The following is a 17,368-nucleotide window of genomic DNA, read 5'->3' as shown; positions in this document are numbered from 1 at the left end:
TTTCAAGATTTTTAAAATAATTCGACATCCATTGTACAAAAACATTAACATTTATCACAAAGAATGCCAATTTATTGACTTGATTCCAGCTCATCACCATAATGTATAGTCGACTTCCGTTCCGACTAGCGCTTTCCTTATGGCGTCCGATGAGTCACTTTGCTGCAGAGTCTCATCTGTGACGCTAATTAAACATTTTATTTCCACGTAAGTGTAACTGACTGATTCTTCAGAAACCTCTAGCGACCAGAGACCTTTCATTTCGTTAAGATCTCTGTCCATCGACAGATATTTGACTTGTGACTTCACTGATGTACCCGATAGTACAAGTTAAAGATACCCATATATGAGTATCTTAATTTCTTTAAAATCTATTACATTCGCCAGAGGCTTAACTTCATTCAGAAGAGGATGTATTTCGTTGTTCCTCATTTGGAAGAATTGAGACATCAGTCAATTATGTCTCGGCATAATTGTGTCCGGAATCGACCGGAGGCTTTTTACTTCTTTTAGCAGGTGTCTTATGTGCCGAAAGCGTAGCGACTGGATACCCGCTGAAAAGTGACTTAAAACCGCATTCATTTCACCACCTATAGAAGTGGGAGACTTTTGTAACTGCCGTTTCACTTACGTTACATAAAACATTTGTAGCTGACAATTTGCATTCGCTACAAAAAATAATTGCCGCAAGAAGTTAAACTAAAGCCTCTTCTCTGCTGAATAAAGTTAAATTTTTAGCATCGTGTGAAAAGTCAAACAATACTATGTATTAGAGAAGTGTAAAGGCCTTTGCCTGCCCCTTTTCAAAAAAGTATTTCCTTTTGGAGGATGCTTTTTGCGGTGAAAGTAGTCGTATATTAATAATATAATTAACCGAACTAAATCTAAAGGGGAATCTAGCTTAAACTAAATAAAAAATATGTTATAAAACAAGGCACGGTTTAATGCCGTACCTTGTTTTCATTTTTCTATCCAGTTACAAAAAAAATCCTATTCAGTAATTTTAGCGTTTTCTACTAAAAATTCAACTGTTTTTTGAATTTTAATGTCGTTTACAAGAACTGCTGTGCCGCCTAAAGCTCCAGTAATTTGGTCTTTAGTCATGTTAAATTGAGCAGCCATTTTTTCTAATTCAGCTTCGATATCAGCTTCAGTTGCTTCAATTTTTTCAGCTTCAGCAATTGCTTCAAGTGTTAAAGATACACGTACACGGCCTTCTGCTTCTTCTTTCATTTGTCCACGTAAATCTTCTTCTGATTGACCTGAGAATTGGTAGTAAAGGTCTAAGTTCATTCCTTGCATTTGTAAACGTTGACCAAATTCTTGTAACATACGATCAGTTTCAGAGTTAATCATACCAGCAGGTACTTCGAATTCTGCATTTTCAGCAGCTTTTTCAACTAATTGATCACGAAGTGCTGCATCAGATTCAGCTTGTTTTTGTTCAGCAGTTTGCTCTTTGATTTTAGTACGTAAAGCTTCAACGCCTTCAACTTCTGGGTCTAATTCTTTAGCGAACTCATCGTTTAATTCAGGAAGAACTTTCGTTTTAACTTCTTTTACAGTTACTTTGAAAGTAGCTTCTTTACCAGCTAATTCAGCTGCATGGTATTCTTCTGGGAAAGTAACAACTACGTCTTTTGCTTCGCCAGTTTTCGTACCTACAAGTTGCTCTTCAAAGCCTGGGATGAATGAGCCTGAACCGATTTCTAGTGGATAGTCTTCACCTTTACCACCTTCAAATGCTTCTTCACCTACGAAACCTTCAAAGTCAATTGTAGCTGTATCGCCTTCTACGATTGCTTCATCTTCTTTAATTTCAAGCTCTGCTTTACGAGCTAATTGGTCTTGAATTTGTGCTTCTACTTCTTCGTCAGTAACTTCTACTGGAAGTTTCGCAACTTCTAAACCTTTGTACTCACCAAGTTTTGGTTCTGGTTTTACAGTTACTTGAGCAGTAAATGTGAAATCTTTACCGTGTACGAAGTTTTCTGTACCAGAAATTTCTGGGTAATCCACTGGCATAATTCCAGCTTCATCGATCGCTTTTGAATAAGATTCAGGAACGATGATTTCTAATGCATCTTGGTATAAAGATTCGATACCAAAGCGTTGTTCAAACATATTACGAGGCATCTTTCCTTTACGGAAACCTGGTACGTTAATTTGTTTTACAACTTTTTTGAACGCTTGGTCCATTGCTGCGTCTACTTCTACAGCTGGTACTTCGATTGTTAGAGTACCGATATTACCTTCTTGTTTTTCCCATTTTGCTGACATGTATAAATACCTCCAAATAAATGATCATTTTTAATGTTAGACAATTCATTCGTAACTACGATTTTGACAACCATTTTAGTATAACATAGATGCGTATAGTTTCAACTTATTTCATACTTCATGGAGTTCTGATAATTTTTCTAACATTTGTAAAAAGTCAATGATTTCATAGTCCATTTCCTGTACTTTGCCTAGCATAGACTGTACAAAGTCAATATAACTATAAGCAATATCATCGGCTTCGAATGGGTGCCATTCAAACGGATACGACACAATGGCATGCTTCGCCATTAAATATTGTACCATTTCCAACGTCGATGGGTCTTGCTCTAATTTATTTTCAATTATTTTTTTTATTTCCCTATACTGAGGCAACTGATTTGGTAGGACTAAATTATTAGGATTAACAGTTATAGTTTGATCAAATTTTGAAACTAAAATGTCAATTGACACTTCTTGTTCCACTAATAAAATTAATGCAAGGCTCCGAACAAATGGATGGATTGTTGGACATTCTATAATTTCTTTCAGTGCTGTTTTTAATTGTCGTACATTCGTATCCATTAAGCGATGCAATCGAATAGATTGTTCGTTTGGCGTTAATGCACTAAATTTCGAAAGTTCATATTCTTGCTCTTCTAACAATCGTTTTGCATCCTCTTTTTTTTGAAGATTACTAGCAACCTCTTGATTCAAGCTTCTTAAGCGTTCAAATTTCTCAAGCTGATCTTCGGGAAGTACGTTTTCTTCAATTAATGTCGTAATTAACGACTCTACTTGATGGTATTCCTTTAGCTGCATACAAACTGTAACATACAGTTCCATTACTTCCACATACAATGTCGTCCCTATAGCAAACAATTGCTCACAAACATTTTTAACTTTATCGTATTCTTTTAATTCATATAAAGCATACGCGTAGGTACTTAATGCATTTTCGTCTCCAGCTTCATATAAAAATGCTTTTTCAAAGCTTGCTACAGCCTCTTCATATTGATAATTTTCCGCATACATATGTCCTTCACGTATTAATGTCTGAACAGCACCAGGAAAAACAACAATATTGTCATGTTTGATAACATGCCGTTTTCGCTTTGTCATTTTTCTCACCTCTTTACCTCTATTTTACTTATTAATTTTAGTTTCTTATTGAATTATCATCATAACATGGAGTTGATTCCCGTATTCGACTGACCGCTTTACCAGTAAGCTATTCTTGCATTATTTATAAATTTATCCACTACTTATTTTTAACAAAAAACTTTTTCATATTTTGTAATAAATTGTATTATAATTAATAATATCTTTTATTTATTTCTGTTTACAGGCATCCAGCCTTCTCTGAAATTTAAAGTTCTTCACAAGGAGTGGAATACATGCAATTAATAGATACAGTTAGTGAATTTGGTAGTAGCATCTCTCCTATGTTTGAGGCACTATCAATTAAAGTTGTTTCGTTTTCTACAGCGGACGGTCCCTATCAGAAAGATTATCCGATTGAATTTGAAATACTCACAAGGACTAAGATTGATTTATACACACAAGAAGCGATTACACATATTATAAGTATCCAAGGAAACATTCCTGGCTCCATCTCACTTGGACACCAGCATGAGTCACTTTTTATTATTCCCCAAAGTGTACACATTGAATGCAACTATAAACTTCTAAGTATCGATAAAAAAGATATGCAACAAATCTTAATGCATTCTCAACCGAATCTTCATTATAGTGAATGGCTAATCGATGCCATTAAAAATGCAAATATTCTCGTAGAATTAAAAACCAATCAAAATACCTTTACTGAATGGCCGCTCGGTATAAAGTCAGCCGTTATATCATAATCAGGATGAGACATACTTTAATTAGGTATGTCTTTTTTTATTGAAAACTATTGTGTCAATGAAATTAAGGTGTCATTTTAAATATGATTCTTCGACAAAACGAGGGGATTGATTTGATTTCCGTTCCGACTTGATCGCTTTCCTGAGGGGCGTCCGATGAGCCGCTTGGGGCAACAAATCTTTTCTGTGCGAAAGCGAAGCGACAGCAACAAATCTTTTCTGTGCGAAAGCGAAGCGACAGCAACAAATCTTTTCTGTGCGAAAGCGAAGCGACAGCAACAAATCTTTTCTGTGCGAAAGCGAAGCGACAGCAACAAATCTTTTCTGTGCGAAAGCGAAGCGACAGCAACAAATCTTTTCTGTGCGAAAGCGAAGCGACAGCAACAAATCTTTTCTGTGCGAAAGCGAAGCGACAGCAACAAATCTTTTCTGTGCGAAAGCGAAGCGACAGCAACAAATCTTTTCTGTGCGAAAGCGAAGCGACAGCAACAAATCTTTTCTGTGCGAAAGCGAAGCGACAGCAACAAATCTTTTCTGTGCGAAAGCGAAGCGACAGCAACAAATCTTTTCTGTGCGAAAGCGAAGCGACAGCAACAAATCTTTTCTGTGCGAAAGCGAAGCGACAGCAACAAATCTTTTCTGTGCGAAAGCGAAGCGACAGCAACAAATCTTTTCTGTGCGAAAGCGAAGCGACAGCAACAAATCTTTTCTGTGCGAAAGCGGCGTCGATGCACAACTACAGTAAAGTGAGTAGTTCGGAAAAGAAACAATCCTCATATTAAATACACAAAGATTTACCCGACAATTTTGTTTTCCATCAATATAAGACATTTATAAATAAGTATGTATTTAATTGTACACTCGTTTAGTCTACCCTTTTTTGTTGCTTGTCTATCATATCAACTTTCTCTTGATTCTGGAATTCTTATTGTGAATATACTCGTATATCACATGAAAACTTCACCAATCAACAAATTTATCGTTGTAGCGTTATAATAAAACAAAACCTAGTTCAATATAAGCATTTTTATTCTGTCTACGCATTTGTTAGAGGACAAATAATCATCAAGGAATACATTTAAAAAATTCTCATAAAGAGAATGAACTTAACTTCGGAGGAATTACATATGGATATCAAAAATACATTACAATCATTTTCAACAATGACACTTCCAGCGCGACAAGAATTCATGTTGCACAAAGGCAATTGGTTGTTACAAGAAATGTTAACGCACATTGGTTCACCAGATGCCGAATTACGAGACAAATTAATTTACCGTACTTTTATTGATATACTTAGCGACAATCTACTGAGCCCCGAGCAGCTAGGATATTTATTTGATACTGCAATAGGCGACGATTTTTTATATTTAAACATAGGTGAAGAATCGACAGATAGTGTCTTTACACGTTCGTTTTCCGCTTTACTTGCAGCAAGTATTCTTGCAAAAGATGCCGAACTACTAATTTTAAATGATGAACGTCTACAGGTTTTCTTTCAAAAGATTGGTCGTTATTTATTATTAGAAAAAGATACACGAGGTCATGTTCATAATAAAGGCTGGGCGCATAGCATTGCACATGGTGCAGATTTAGCAGCAGTGACGATTAAACACCCTAAATTTGATTTACAGCATGCGCCTTTAATTTTACATGCATTGAAACTTGTAACTTGGAAAGATACTGTCTTTGTCAACGATGAGGAAGAACGCTTAATTAATATAATTGAGGCGTTACTAGCTCGTGACTACTCCGAGGAAGCATTAATAGAATTTATCGAGCAGGTATTTGATAAATTTGAAATGCATTTAGTGACGCAGGGCTATAACGAAGCCTTTTTTAGTGGGCGCACATGCACATTAAATTTAATGAAGACATTGTACTTCGCCTTAAAGATGAATAACCTAGCCCCAAAACTTCAAAATACTATCTATGGACAAGTAGCAAAATGGCTGAAGCTCGGAGCTTAAAACTAATTAATTTAACTTTTAATTGAGCAGAATGAAGATAAACTTCACCTTCTCTCTGCTTAGAACATTTATCTTCGCCTTCATAACCAAATTTAGCAAACCAAGGATATCCTTAGTTTGCTATTTTTACTTTTTAGATAAAATATTATTAATACAATATATGGAAGTGTGTAATTATATTAACATAATTAATAGTAGCTTCCGAAATATCCTTTTCCAATCATCCCTTTCATTTATAGTTTATCCTGATATATCCATAATTTCACTTTCTGTGGACTCCCCTTTTAAAAAAACGCAACAAAAAAGCATTCGAAACCTTAACATAGCGGTGATTTTATTACAAAATGAAGTCTAAAATGTGAAATGATATTTTCACAAAATAAACTATTTACATAGTTAAATACGAGAAACTCAGTGTTTTCAACGTTTCAACAGTGTTTATTTAATTAAACGCAAAAATACTAATATTGAAATAACGATTTTTGTTCAAAAAATGTTCATATTCTTCCCCAGTTTATTATTAAAAATACAAAAAAATAATTTTTTTTTTGTAAAACGGGGCGTATAATCCAATGTGCAAACAACAACATTTGTGTCGATCGATTATGACACATTGTTAAAAAATCGATTACACAGATTAATGATTTTGCGAACGCTTGCACTAGACCAATCAAATACTAGATTCAATGTTTCATAATGAACCATGCCATTGTAAGTATTTCTGATTATTTGATTGGTACAACAACTAAAAGAGGTGACCTTATTACCCACTATTTATAATTTCGAATCTACTATATAAACACATGAAATTTATGAATAGCCGTTTTATAGAAAGGAGTCTAACATGAAGAAAAAGTTAAGCTTAATGTTTATTGCGTTTGGTGCGCTTGCAGTTCTTGCTGGCTGTGAACCCCTAACAATTTTTGATCCAAAAGGTCCAAATGCCAAAACATTATCAGACACAATTATTTTATCCATTATTACAATGGCCTTTATATTACTAGTCGTGTATGTACTTTTAGCATTTATGCTAACTAAATACCGTGCTTCAAAAACACCTGCCGATTATGAGCCTCCTCACGAAGAGGGTAGTCATCTACTTGAAATAGTATGGACAGTTATCCCTATTATCATAGTGGCATTCTTGGCGATTGTTACTGTAAGAACAACAAGTACAGTAGAGTCTCAACCAGCAGGTTATGACAATAAAGAGCCACTTGTTATTTACGCATCATCTTCTAACTGGAAATGGCATTTTAGTTATCCAGAGCAAGGTATTGAAACTGTAAACTATGTAAATATTCCAACTGACCGTCCAATTGAGTTCAAACTTTACTCATTCGGACCAATCACAAGTTTCTGGATTCCTCAATTAGCTGGTCAAAAATATGCGATGAGTGACATGTTAACAACTATTCACCTTGCAGCTGATGATGTTGGTTCATACATGGGCCGTAACTCTAACTTTAATGGTCGCGGATTTGCTGAAATGGAATTTGAAGCTCAAACTATGACACAAAAAGACTTCGACAAATGGGCTACTGATGTGAAAACAAAAGAAAAACCATTAACAGAAGAAAAATTTGATGAACTATTAAAAGCAGAACACGTTGGTCGTTCAAGCTATTCATCTACACACTTAGAATTTAGTCCAGCTCCAATGGAACACAGTGAACACATGAAAATGGGAAACATGGATCATAGTGAGATGAACCATGGGGATCATTCTGATTCACAAGAAAATTCTGAAGCAACACATTCACATTAATTTTTAAACCTGAAAGGAGCGCGTCTAATGAGTATGGAAGAAGTTTTCCATCCAATGAAAGAACCGATGATTTTAGCAGCAGCTATTAGTATCGTAGTTGGAGCAGTGGTTATCTTTGCTGGCCTTACGTATTTCAAAAAGTGGGGCTATTTCTATAAAAACTGGCTATCAACTGTTGACCATAAAAAAATCGGTATTATGTATATCGCTGTAGCGCTTTTAATGTTATTCCGCGGTGGTATCGATGCACTATTAATGCGTGCACAAACGGCAGTTCCTGATAATGGACTTCTTGATGCACAACACTATAATGAGATTTTCACAACACATGGTTTAATCATGATTTTATTCATGGCCATGCCATTCGTAATTGGTTTAATGAACGTTGTTATCCCACTACAAATTGGTGCACGCGACGTTGCCTTCCCACGTCTAAATGCAGTCAGCTTCTGGTTATTTGCAGCTGGTTGTGGTTTACTAAACCTATCATTTATCATTGGTGGTTCACCTGACGCTGGCTGGACAGCCTATTTCCCACTGGCTGGGACAGAGTTTAGTCCATCTGTTGGGAACAACTACTATTCTTTAGCTTTACAATTATCAGGGATTGGTACGTTAATGACTGGTGTTAACTTCATCGCAACAATCATTAAAATGCGTGCACCTGGTATGACATTAATGAAAATGCCAATGTTCACTTGGTCAATTTTAATTACAAACATTATTATCGTATTTGCATTCCCAGTGTTAACTGTAGCACTTGCATTAATGATGTTAGACCGCCAATTCGGTACACAATTCTTTGCAATGCAAAATGGTGGTATGGATATGCTTTGGGCCAACCTATTCTGGGTTTGGGGACATCCTGAGGTTTATATCGTTATCCTACCTGCTTTCGGTATTTTCTCTGAAATCATTGCGACATTTGCACGTAAAAACTTATACGGCTATAAATCAATGGTTGCGAGTATGGTCGTTATTTCATTACTATCATTCGTAGTATGGGCCCACCACTTCTATACAATGGGTCACGGTGTAATGGTAAACAGCGTATTCTCTATTACAACAATGGCAATCGCTGTTCCGACAGGGGTTAAAATATTTAACTGGTTGCTCACAATGAGAAACGGTAAAATTCAATTTACAACTCCTATGCTTTACGCTCTTGGCTTTATTCCAATCTTCACAATTGGTGGGGTTACAGGGGTAATGCTTGCAATGGCAAGTGCTGACTATCAATATCATAATACGATGTTCTTAGTTGCCCACTTCCACTATGTATTAATTCCAGGTACAGTATTCGGTGTACTTGCAGGTTACCACTACTGGTGGCCAAAAATGTTCGGTTTCCGATTAAATGAAAAACTAGGGAAAACTGCTTTCTGGTTTATCGCAATCAGCTTCAACGTAGCTTTCTTCCCTCTATTTATTTTAGGTTTAGATGGTTACGCTCGTCGTATGTACACATATTCTGAGTCAACTGGCTATGGTCCATTGAGCATGGTATCGTTCATCGGTGCACTTGGTCTTGCTGTCGGCTTTGCGTTAATCGTATATAACATTTACTACAGCTGGAAACATATGCCACGTAATGAAAAAGCAGATGTTTGGGATGGTCGTTCACTAGAATGGGCTACTCATTCTCCAGTACCAGAATATAACTTTGCAGTAGTTCCAACTGTTACACGTTTAGATGAATTCTGGTTCGCGAAAAAAGAAGGTCGCGATATTACAGCAGGTAAAATTGAAAAAATTCACATGCCTAACAACACTGGCACACCATTCTGGATGAGTGGATTCTTCTTCCTTGCAGCATTCTTCGCTGTATTTAATCTATGGATTCCAGCTATCGTTAGTATGCTTTGTGTATTTGGCTTTATGATTCATCGTTCATTTGAAAAAGATCATGGTCGTTACATTTCAGTTGAAGAAGTTATGGCAACTGAGAAAAGTTTGAGAGGTGATAAATAATATGAAAATCGATTCTTCACTTCCATTAGAATATAGTACAGAGGAAAATCGCCTGAAAATTTTCGGTTTCTGGATTTTCCTTGGCGCCGAAATCGTATTATTCGCCACACTGTTTACAGTGTATTTCACACTTCATACACGTACAGGTAGTGGCCCGAATGGCGCTGAAATTTTTGAACTAACACCAGTATTATGGGAAACATTCTTATTATTAACAAGTAGTTTCACAATTGGCCTTGGTGTTCATGCAATGCGCATTGGCAACAAAAAAGCGATGATGGCATTTTTCATCATCACACTTCTATTAGGTCTTGGCTTCTTAGGTATTGAGATCGACGAGTTTGTAACATATGTTGATGAAGGTGCAACAATTCAAACTAGTGCATTCTTATCTGCATTAATGACTTTACTTGGTACGCACGGTGCCCACGTAACATTCGGTTTCTTCTGGGGCGTTGCAATTTTAATCCAAGTAGCTAGCCGTGGTTTAAATCCACAAACGGCTAACAAAGCATTCATCTTCTCACTGTACTGGCACTTCCTAGACGTTGTTTGGATTTTCATCTTCAGCTTCGTCTACTTGAAAGGACTGATTAGCTGATGAAGGAATTATTCCCAAAACAACACGTGATGGGCTTCGGCTTCTCACTATTACTAACACTTGTAGCTTTAGCTGTTGTTAAATTTGATATGTCTTTTAACATGGCATTTGCTGTATTACTAGTGACTGCTCTTGCACAAGCAACTGTACAATTAGTATTATTCATGCACATCGGTGAATCTGAAGACAAGAAAACGTTATATACAACGATTTTATATTCAGTATTCGTAGGTGTTGTCACAATCATTGGTACATTATTCACAATGATCTGGGGCTATAATTGATAAACAAGGCCGAGAAAATGTTATCATTTTCTCGGCTTTTTCTTTTTGTAAATATATTTTTCCACCCTCGAACTCAAAACAGAACAACTATCCCCCTACTCTTCCTGATGTGCAAACATAGCAATCACTGACCTTATTAATTATTCCTCGGCAAAATTGCGTCCGGAATAGGCTTGCTACTTAGGACAGCATCGATAAAAACGCCACGTCCTGTGATAAAGCCTTCGTACCAAGATCCCGTTGTTGCCGCTGCCGCTTCGCTTTCGCGCAGTTAAAACCCCTTTGCCGCTGCCGCTTCGCTTTCGCGCAGTTAAAACCCCTTTGCCGCTGCCGCTTCGCTTTCGCGCAGTTAAAACCCCTTTGCTATCGCACTAAAAACATTTGTGACCCTAAGCTGCTCATCAAACGCCTCTGAGCCCAGCCGGAGGGAAAATCAACCCCTCGCTTTGGTGATGATCCACACCATTGCAATATTTCACAATAACTAGCAACGGTTTTATTGATTATTAATAAATATTCATGAACCAATTTTCTTGCAACTTATCATGAGTATGAAGACTTATTAATAAAGACATACGTTGGGCATTTACTATTATTTTAATTTTGAATTAGTACTGTTTTTTAAATAACGAAACTTTTACTATTATAGTAATGTATACTAATAGATGATGTTTTTACCAATGAATAGGAGATGAAAGTAATGAACAAATTTTTTAAAGTTTTAAGTGTTGGGGCACTAGCACTAACGCTAGCAGCTTGTAACAGTAGCGCTACCCCTAAGAAAGACACAACTAATACAAGCAAACTCACTTTAGAGCAAGTGTATGAAAAAGCGGTAGATCGCCAATCAGACATTAAAAGTGCAACTGCGAAAATGGAGATGACTCAAGATTCCAAAGTTGGATCAGGCGAACAATCTATGGAGTTTTCCATCGAATCAAAAATGGATATGGATGTAGTTGCCGATCCAATGGCTATGCACTTATCAGGTTCAATGACAATGCCAGATATGGCTAGTGCAGATCAAAAAAGTACGGAAATGCCGATTGATATGTACATGAAGAAAGATCAAGGCTTTTTCATGAAAGATGAAGCAACTAATAGTTGGTATAAATTACCAGACGAACAATTTGATTCAATGATGGAACAAACTGCATCATCTGCAGACGCTAAGGCACAATTAGAGCAGCTTAAAAACTTTATCGAAGATTTCAAATTCGAACAAACAGATAATGCATATATCTTAACTTTAGACGCTAAGGGCGATAAATTTAAAGAACTTATCGATTCTGAAATTAACAAATCAATGAAAGACATGGGTCTTGAAGAAAATCCGCTTGATAACTTAACAATCGATAAAATACACTACATTCTAGAAATCGATAAAAAGACTTTCGATACTAATAAACTGGATATGAATTTCGACTTAAAAATGAAAGTTGAAGATCAAGAACTATCAATGAAAACAAAATCAGTTGTGACATACACTGATTTCAATCACCTAAAAACAATCGATATCCCACAAGAAATTATCGATAATGCAAAATCTATTGCACAATAATCAATATAAAAAGGAATCTGCATACTTTAATGTACGCAGATTCCTTTTACTTTCGTATCACTTCAATGAAATCGACCAGTCCCCTAGGATTTTACTTGCAGATATATCGAAAAAAATCCGCGAGAATATTATAAATGAACAGAAACATTACGATTTAATACATATTTAGCAGCCTCAACATATTCTGTTGCTGCTCTTTGGCTAATTGTTGCTGTTGGGACGAAGCTTTCAAAGGCATGATAACAGCCAGGATACAAATGGAATTCAACATCAACACCAGCCTGACATAGCCTCGTTACATATTGTAATGTTTCATCACGGAAAGGATCTAATTGACCGACACACGTATAAGTAAATGGTAAACCTGATAAGTCTTCCGCTCTTGCAGCTGCAGCATATTGTGATACATCATCACCGCCATTATCCCCATTTAAATACATTTCCCAGCCCTTTTGATTTAAATCATGATTCCAAACCATATGTCCTGTAATCTCCAATGCAGAAGGTGTATTATTACGATCATCTATCATCGGATAGAGCGGCATTTGAAAACTAAGGTTAGGATAATTTCTATCACGAGCCAGTAGTGCTAATGCTGCTGTTAACCCACCTCCCGCACTTGCCCCAGCTACACCAATACGTGTATTATCAATACCTAAATCTTTCGCATTATCAGCTACCCATTTTAATGCTGCGTAACAATCTTCAAGTGGCGTAGGATAAGGATATTCAGGTGCAAGTCGATAGTCAACCGACACTACAATACAATTTGCTTCATTCACAAAACGTTGACATAGTAAATCATCACCCTCTGGAGCACCTAGTACATATCCTCCTCCATGAATCCATAAAAGCGCTGGTAAATCCCCTACTTTTTCCTTTGGCTTATAAATTCTAATACGTAGTGGATCATTATCATCTGGTCCTTGAATCATTTTGTTTTCAACAGAAATATTGTCTGCTATCTGAGGAGGTTGAGCAATAGCAACTAACCCTTCTCTAGTAGCCTCCAAATTGTCTAAATCTAAAGGTGGCATTAGTGATAAAGTCTCTCTTAGTTCTGGATCAATACGATTTTCCATTCATTTCATCCTTTCATCATTAAAATTTTTTTATGATTTTAAGAAGTTAATCCACCATCAATCGTCACAACTGCGCCATTTACATAAGATGCATCCGTTGAAATTAAGAAACCTATCACATTTGCAATCTCTTCTGGCGATGCGAGTCTTCTCATTGGTCCGTTTTCTTCTGGACTCGTCTCTATTCCCTTCGTCATATTCGTTATTACACCACCAGGACATATAGCATTTACTCTTATTCCACTAGAACCATATTCGATGGCTGCTGTTTTTGTTAGTCCAATGACACCATGTTTGCTCGCTGCATAGCCTCCTAAATATGGCTGACCTTGAATTCCTGCTGCAGATGCGGTATTCACAATAACACCTGATTTTTGTTGCTCCATTTCCTTTAAAACATATTTTAAGCCTAGAAAGGCACCCTTAAGGTTAACGGCTATAATCCTATCAAAAGTTTCTTCTTCTATATCCCCTAATAAAGATGGTGGGCTCAATACACCTGCATTATTAATGAAAACATCAATTTTTCCGAATTTCCCCTTGGCTACTTCAACATACTGCTTAACGTCCTGGCTCTTGGATACATCAGCATGTACAAAAATAACATGTTGATTATGTTCCTTAACCGCCTCTAAGGTTTCCTGTCCAGTTGTTTCATCAAAATCTACTAAAACAATCGCCGTATTCTTTTTTGCTAAAAGTTTAGCAGTCTCTCTACCAATACCACTACCTGCCCCCGTAATAATTACTACCTGTTGTTCCATTGTACTTCCCCCTTCTTCGTACCATCAGTTACGATATAGTTTTTAATTTCAACATCGTATAACCTTCATAATTATTTTGTGCAATCTCGTTACAGCGTTTTGTGTAATAATCAAATCCGCCAAGATATATTAAAAAGCTTCGAGGCTTCCCTGCTATATTGGCGCCAGTGTACCAAGAATCGCCCTTTACATATAAAGTTTCATTAGCGATTTCTCGATTATGCTCACTCCATTCTTCTTCCGCTTGTATATTGGTCTCTATTACATCAATGTTATGCTCTCGCATATATTCAATACAATTTGCGACCCATTCTACGTGCTGTTCGATAGCAGTTGGCATATTGACAAGCACAGATGGACTTTCAGGACCTGTAATCATAAATAAGTTCGGGAACCCCGCTGTCGTTATCCCTAAATACGTTCTAACCGACGCCCCGTTCTCCCATTTATCCTTTAATGCAACGCCGTCTTTTCCTTGAATATCGATTTTAAATAAAGGACCTGTCATACCATCATAGCCAGTAGCAAAAATAATAATATCTAAATCATATTGATCATTTGTTGTTTTAATGCCCGCTTCTGTTATCTCCTCTATTGGTGATTCCTTTACATCAACTAATAAAACATTCTCTCTGTTGTACGTTTCAAAATAATCGGTATCTAGTACTTGTCTTTTCGTGCCATACATATACTTTGGACTTAGCTTCTCCGCTACTTTGGGATCTTTGACAACTTCACGAATTTTCGAGCGGATAAACTCTGAAGCCTTTTCATTCGATTGTTCATTTGTTAATAAATCATTATAAGACATTGCAAAAGCAAATCCTCCCTCTGCCCAAGCATCCTCAAACACCTGTTGCCGTTTGCTTTCACTATCCTCCATAACAGATCGATCATTTTGTATGTGAGGTGTACCTGATATAGAATTCCTCATTGCATGTTTTAACGTTTCAAAGTTTTCCTTAGTACTTCGAATAAATTCCTTGTCATAAGTATGGTTTCGTGCAGGAATTGTGTATTGTGGTGTACGCTGAAATACTGTTAAATGCTTTGCCTCTTTTGCTATTACTGGAATTGCTTGAATTCCACTTGAACCTGTCCCAATAATCCCTACTCGTTTTCCAGTGAAATCAATCTTTTCATGTGGCCAATGCCCCGTATGATACCACTTACCTTTAAATTGATTTAATCCTTTTATGTTCGGAACATTAGCAGCCGATAAGCAACCTATTCCTGTAATGAAATACTTTGCGAAAACTTGAGTGCCATCATTTAAATGAATAAGCCATTTACAACGCTCTTCATCAAAATGTGCGGCATTTACTCGTGTCTTAAATTGAATATCCTTTCGCAAATCAAAACGATCTGCTACATAGTATAAATAGCTTAATATTTCCTCTTGCTCCGGGAATCTAGATGTCCAATTCCACTCCTCGTACAATTCTTTTGAAAACGTATAATTATAATAGATACTTTCAACATCACATCTAGCACCAGGATAGCGATTCCAATACCAAACGCCACCTACTCCGTCCCCCGCTTCATAAACAACAGTAGATAACCCCTTACTTCTTAGTTGATATAACATATAAAGACCCGCAAACCCCGCACCAAGTACAATTGCATCTACCTCTTTGATTGAATGATTTTTCACACACTTTTCCTCCCCCACTTCGATAATTTGTAAAACAGTCATATAAACTTCTTTAAATCTAATGACTAAAGAAAAAAAGAGAATATATTAGCATTAATATTACATTTTACAGAAAATATTGAAAATTCCTCATTTCAAGCGTATTATATACTTAAAAAAGGGGATACAATATGTCAAATCTTTATACCATTCAAAAACATTTTGACACTATTGATGACTTTTCGAATCATGAAGAGTTGCTGATACACATTTTGCAGGTATATTTGAATTCATTCCCTATTAAAGATGCCTATTTATTGAGATATTCTCCAATAGGATTTGTTGCTGAAGGCATTATTTATTTAAATGAATCTGGAGGAATCCATATCGGAGAAATTAGAGAGGAGATACGTAGTTTTCCAATTATCTATTCTGCCATTGTCGATAAAAAAGCAAAGTTTTGCACAGGGATGGATTATTTAAAAAACATTAGTATTAAATATGTTGTTGCCTCTAAACACAATAAGCTTTTAATCGTCCCTATATTTATCGGGCCATATGTTTTCGGTTATATTTGTAGCACTCATTTTGAAGAAGATATAGAAATAAGTGAAAAGCTTTTAGATGATTTAACTAGCTTTGGTAATACGGTTGGACATTTATTAATTCAATCCAAAGGGAAAAACAAAGATGTTTCTCTTAGTAAACGAGAGTTAGAGGTTATGATGCAGGTTGCTAACGGAGACAGTACAAAGGAAATTGCAAATATTATGGATTTAAGCGAATTAACGATCAATCAATATGTAAAATCTGCAATAAAAAAGTTAAAGGCTAAAAATCGTTCCCATGCTATTAACCTACTTTATCAGCAAGGTATTATTTTATAATATAAAAGAAGGGGATTTCTCTCATCCCCTTCAGTGTAAAGTTATTAACTTGAATAGATAGCTTCTTTTAAATTATTCATTTATATAATTAATACTCTGTTACTAGGCCCAATAATTCTTCATTAAATCAGTTGCCCAATGTGGCTGTTTTATTTCCCCGTTTGGTAAAAACTCTTTCATTACAGGTTTTATATCAATGATTGGTGTTCCGTCAATAGCATCTAAGCCTTTAACGATTAATGTTCTATCCTTTAATTCTAGTAATTCTACAACCGTTACACCTATTTTATTAGGCCTATTTTTACCTCTCTGTGCAAAAATACCGACTTCCGGATAGTCCGTATTATTTCTTGGATGTCTCGATTCATATTGGATTTTCTCATCTGCAACTTTGTCAAAATAAAAAATTATTTCTAAATGAGAAAAATCATCGATCCCCTTTAAAGATGATTCATGTATATCTTTTGTCAATTCAATAGTAGAAATGACGTCACCCCAATTGTCGTCTTCAATCATTTTTCGACTATTGCTCACTACAGCTATTGGTTTAATGTTATAAAGCATATCAAGACCTCTTCTCTTCGTTGACTTCTCCATGCACATTCCGTTTAATTCCAGTATACTTTAGCTATCTGCAATGTAAATTTACGGTAATGACCCAAAATTTCAAAGGAATCTGCCAATTAATTGAAATTCCTATATAATTGTCTCTCCTATTGCAAG

At 36.1% G+C, this 17,368-nt stretch carries 15 protein-coding genes; 9 read left to right on the top strand and 6 right to left on the bottom strand.

Annotated elements, in window-relative coordinates; all coding sequences use genetic code 11:
• Positions 1 to 990 precede the first annotated feature (990 nt).
• Both tig and ACZ11_RS16540 read right to left on the bottom strand, forming a co-directional pair.
• Positions 991 to 2,280 carry a trigger factor gene (tig, locus tag ACZ11_RS16545; protein ID WP_049667631.1) on the bottom strand — a complete coding sequence of 430 codons (1,290 nt, stop codon included), beginning with the start codon at positions 2,278 to 2,280 and terminating at the stop codon, positions 991 to 993.
• Positions 2,281 to 2,391: 111 nt separating this feature from the next.
• Positions 2,392 to 3,381 carry a DUF3196 family protein gene (locus ACZ11_RS16540; protein WP_049667630.1) on the bottom strand — a complete coding sequence of 330 codons (990 nt, stop codon included), beginning with the start codon at positions 3,379 to 3,381 and terminating at the stop codon, positions 2,392 to 2,394.
• Positions 3,382 to 3,656: 275 nt separating this feature from the next.
• Between ACZ11_RS16540 and ACZ11_RS16535 the strand changes: the two genes are divergently transcribed.
• The 8 genes from ACZ11_RS16535 (at position 3,657) to ACZ11_RS16500 (ending at position 12,279) form a co-directional block, all read left to right on the top strand.
• Positions 3,657 to 4,124: a hypothetical protein gene (locus tag ACZ11_RS16535; RefSeq protein WP_049667629.1), complete on the top strand. Its 468-nt coding sequence runs from the start codon at positions 3,657 to 3,659 to the stop codon at positions 4,122 to 4,124.
• A gap of 156 nt (positions 4,125 to 4,280) precedes the next feature.
• A complete protein-coding gene (locus ACZ11_RS16530) occupies positions 4,281 to 4,874 on the top strand; it encodes a hypothetical protein (RefSeq protein ID WP_049667628.1) in 594 nt (197 codons plus the stop codon).
• A gap of 377 nt (positions 4,875 to 5,251) precedes the next feature.
• A complete protein-coding gene (locus tag ACZ11_RS16525; RefSeq protein ID WP_049667627.1) occupies positions 5,252 to 6,094 on the top strand; it encodes a DUF2785 domain-containing protein in 843 nt (280 codons plus the stop codon).
• Positions 6,095 to 6,938: 844 nt separating this feature from the next.
• Positions 6,939 to 7,862 (top strand): cytochrome aa3 quinol oxidase subunit II, encoded by a 924-nt coding sequence (gene qoxA, locus ACZ11_RS16520; protein WP_049667626.1) that lies wholly within the window; start codon positions 6,939 to 6,941, stop codon positions 7,860 to 7,862.
• 27 nt (positions 7,863 to 7,889) lie between these two features.
• Entirely contained in the window at positions 7,890 to 9,833 is a 1,944-nt protein-coding gene (qoxB, locus tag ACZ11_RS16515; protein WP_049667625.1) for a cytochrome aa3 quinol oxidase subunit I, read from the top strand.
• Position 9,834: 1 nt separating this feature from the next.
• Positions 9,835 to 10,434: a cytochrome aa3 quinol oxidase subunit III gene (qoxC, locus tag ACZ11_RS16510; RefSeq protein WP_049667624.1), complete on the top strand. Its 600-nt coding sequence runs from the start codon at positions 9,835 to 9,837 to the stop codon at positions 10,432 to 10,434.
• Complete coding sequence (qoxD, locus tag ACZ11_RS16505; RefSeq protein WP_049667623.1) at positions 10,434 to 10,718, top strand: cytochrome aa3 quinol oxidase subunit IV; 285 nt, start codon at positions 10,434 to 10,436, stop codon at positions 10,716 to 10,718. Before qoxC ends, qoxD begins: the two co-directional genes overlap by 1 nt.
• A gap of 700 nt (positions 10,719 to 11,418) precedes the next feature.
• A complete protein-coding gene (locus ACZ11_RS16500) occupies positions 11,419 to 12,279 on the top strand; it encodes a DUF6612 family protein (protein WP_049667622.1) in 861 nt (286 codons plus the stop codon).
• Between the two features lie 128 nt (positions 12,280 to 12,407).
• On the opposite strand, the gene ACZ11_RS16495 is transcribed toward ACZ11_RS16500, so the two are convergent.
• From ACZ11_RS16495 to ACZ11_RS16485, 3 genes are read right to left on the bottom strand one after another with little or no spacing between them, the layout of a single operon-like run.
• Positions 12,408 to 13,361, bottom strand: coding sequence for an alpha/beta hydrolase (locus ACZ11_RS16495; protein WP_049667621.1), 954 nt, complete (start codon positions 13,359 to 13,361; stop codon positions 12,408 to 12,410).
• Between the two features lie 38 nt (positions 13,362 to 13,399).
• Positions 13,400 to 14,125, bottom strand: a complete 726-nt coding sequence (locus tag ACZ11_RS16490) for an SDR family NAD(P)-dependent oxidoreductase (RefSeq protein ID WP_049667620.1) — start codon at positions 14,123 to 14,125, stop codon at positions 13,400 to 13,402.
• A 28-nt stretch (positions 14,126 to 14,153) separates the two neighbouring features.
• Positions 14,154 to 15,779 (bottom strand): flavin-containing monooxygenase, encoded by a 1,626-nt coding sequence (locus ACZ11_RS16485; protein ID WP_201778542.1) that lies wholly within the window; start codon positions 15,777 to 15,779, stop codon positions 14,154 to 14,156.
• A gap of 170 nt (positions 15,780 to 15,949) precedes the next feature.
• Here ACZ11_RS16485 and ACZ11_RS16480 point away from each other — a divergent pair, with 170 nt between their 5' ends.
• Entirely contained in the window at positions 15,950 to 16,645 is a 696-nt protein-coding gene (locus ACZ11_RS16480) for a response regulator transcription factor (RefSeq protein WP_049667619.1), read from the top strand.
• A gap of 102 nt (positions 16,646 to 16,747) precedes the next feature.
• Here the strand turns inward: ACZ11_RS16480 and tsaA are convergent, their stop codons facing one another.
• Positions 16,748 to 17,209: a tRNA (N6-threonylcarbamoyladenosine(37)-N6)-methyltransferase TrmO gene (tsaA, locus tag ACZ11_RS16475; protein ID WP_049667618.1), complete on the bottom strand. Its 462-nt coding sequence runs from the start codon at positions 17,207 to 17,209 to the stop codon at positions 16,748 to 16,750.
• Positions 17,210 to 17,368 lie beyond the last annotated feature (159 nt).

The sequence above is a fragment of the Lysinibacillus xylanilyticus genome, from assembly GCF_001183605.1.
GTDB lineage: Bacteria > Bacillota > Bacilli > Bacillales_A > Planococcaceae > Lysinibacillus > Lysinibacillus xylanilyticus.
Note: the sequence above shows the minus strand (reverse complement) of the source record. Positions and strands in the feature narration are given on the sequence as shown.

Bases quoted from the DNA above. Each gene is read 5' to 3' on its own strand.
- tig (WP_049667631.1), bottom strand. From the start codon at position 2,280: ATGTCAGCAAAATGGGAAAAACAAGAAGGTAATATCGGTACTCTAACA.
- ACZ11_RS16540 (WP_049667630.1), bottom strand. From the start codon at position 3,381: ATGACAAAGCGAAAACGGCATGTTATCAAACATGACAATATTGTTGTT.
- ACZ11_RS16535 (WP_049667629.1), top strand. From the start codon at position 3,657: ATGCAATTAATAGATACAGTTAGTGAATTTGGTAGTAGCATCTCTCCT.
- ACZ11_RS16530 (WP_049667628.1), top strand. From the start codon at position 4,281: ATGAGCCGCTTGGGGCAACAAATCTTTTCTGTGCGAAAGCGAAGCGAC.
- ACZ11_RS16525 (WP_049667627.1), top strand. From the start codon at position 5,252: ATGGATATCAAAAATACATTACAATCATTTTCAACAATGACACTTCCA.
- qoxA (WP_049667626.1), top strand. From the start codon at position 6,939: ATGAAGAAAAAGTTAAGCTTAATGTTTATTGCGTTTGGTGCGCTTGCA.
- qoxB (WP_049667625.1), top strand. From the start codon at position 7,890: ATGAGTATGGAAGAAGTTTTCCATCCAATGAAAGAACCGATGATTTTA.
- qoxC (WP_049667624.1), top strand. From the start codon at position 9,835: ATGAAAATCGATTCTTCACTTCCATTAGAATATAGTACAGAGGAAAAT.
- qoxD (WP_049667623.1), top strand. From the start codon at position 10,434: ATGAAGGAATTATTCCCAAAACAACACGTGATGGGCTTCGGCTTCTCA.
- ACZ11_RS16500 (WP_049667622.1), top strand. From the start codon at position 11,419: ATGAACAAATTTTTTAAAGTTTTAAGTGTTGGGGCACTAGCACTAACG.
- ACZ11_RS16495 (WP_049667621.1), bottom strand. From the start codon at position 13,361: ATGGAAAATCGTATTGATCCAGAACTAAGAGAGACTTTATCACTAATG.
- ACZ11_RS16490 (WP_049667620.1), bottom strand. From the start codon at position 14,125: ATGGAACAACAGGTAGTAATTATTACGGGGGCAGGTAGTGGTATTGGT.
- ACZ11_RS16480 (WP_049667619.1), top strand. From the start codon at position 15,950: ATGTCAAATCTTTATACCATTCAAAAACATTTTGACACTATTGATGAC.
- tsaA (WP_049667618.1), bottom strand. From the start codon at position 17,209: ATGCTTTATAACATTAAACCAATAGCTGTAGTGAGCAATAGTCGAAAA.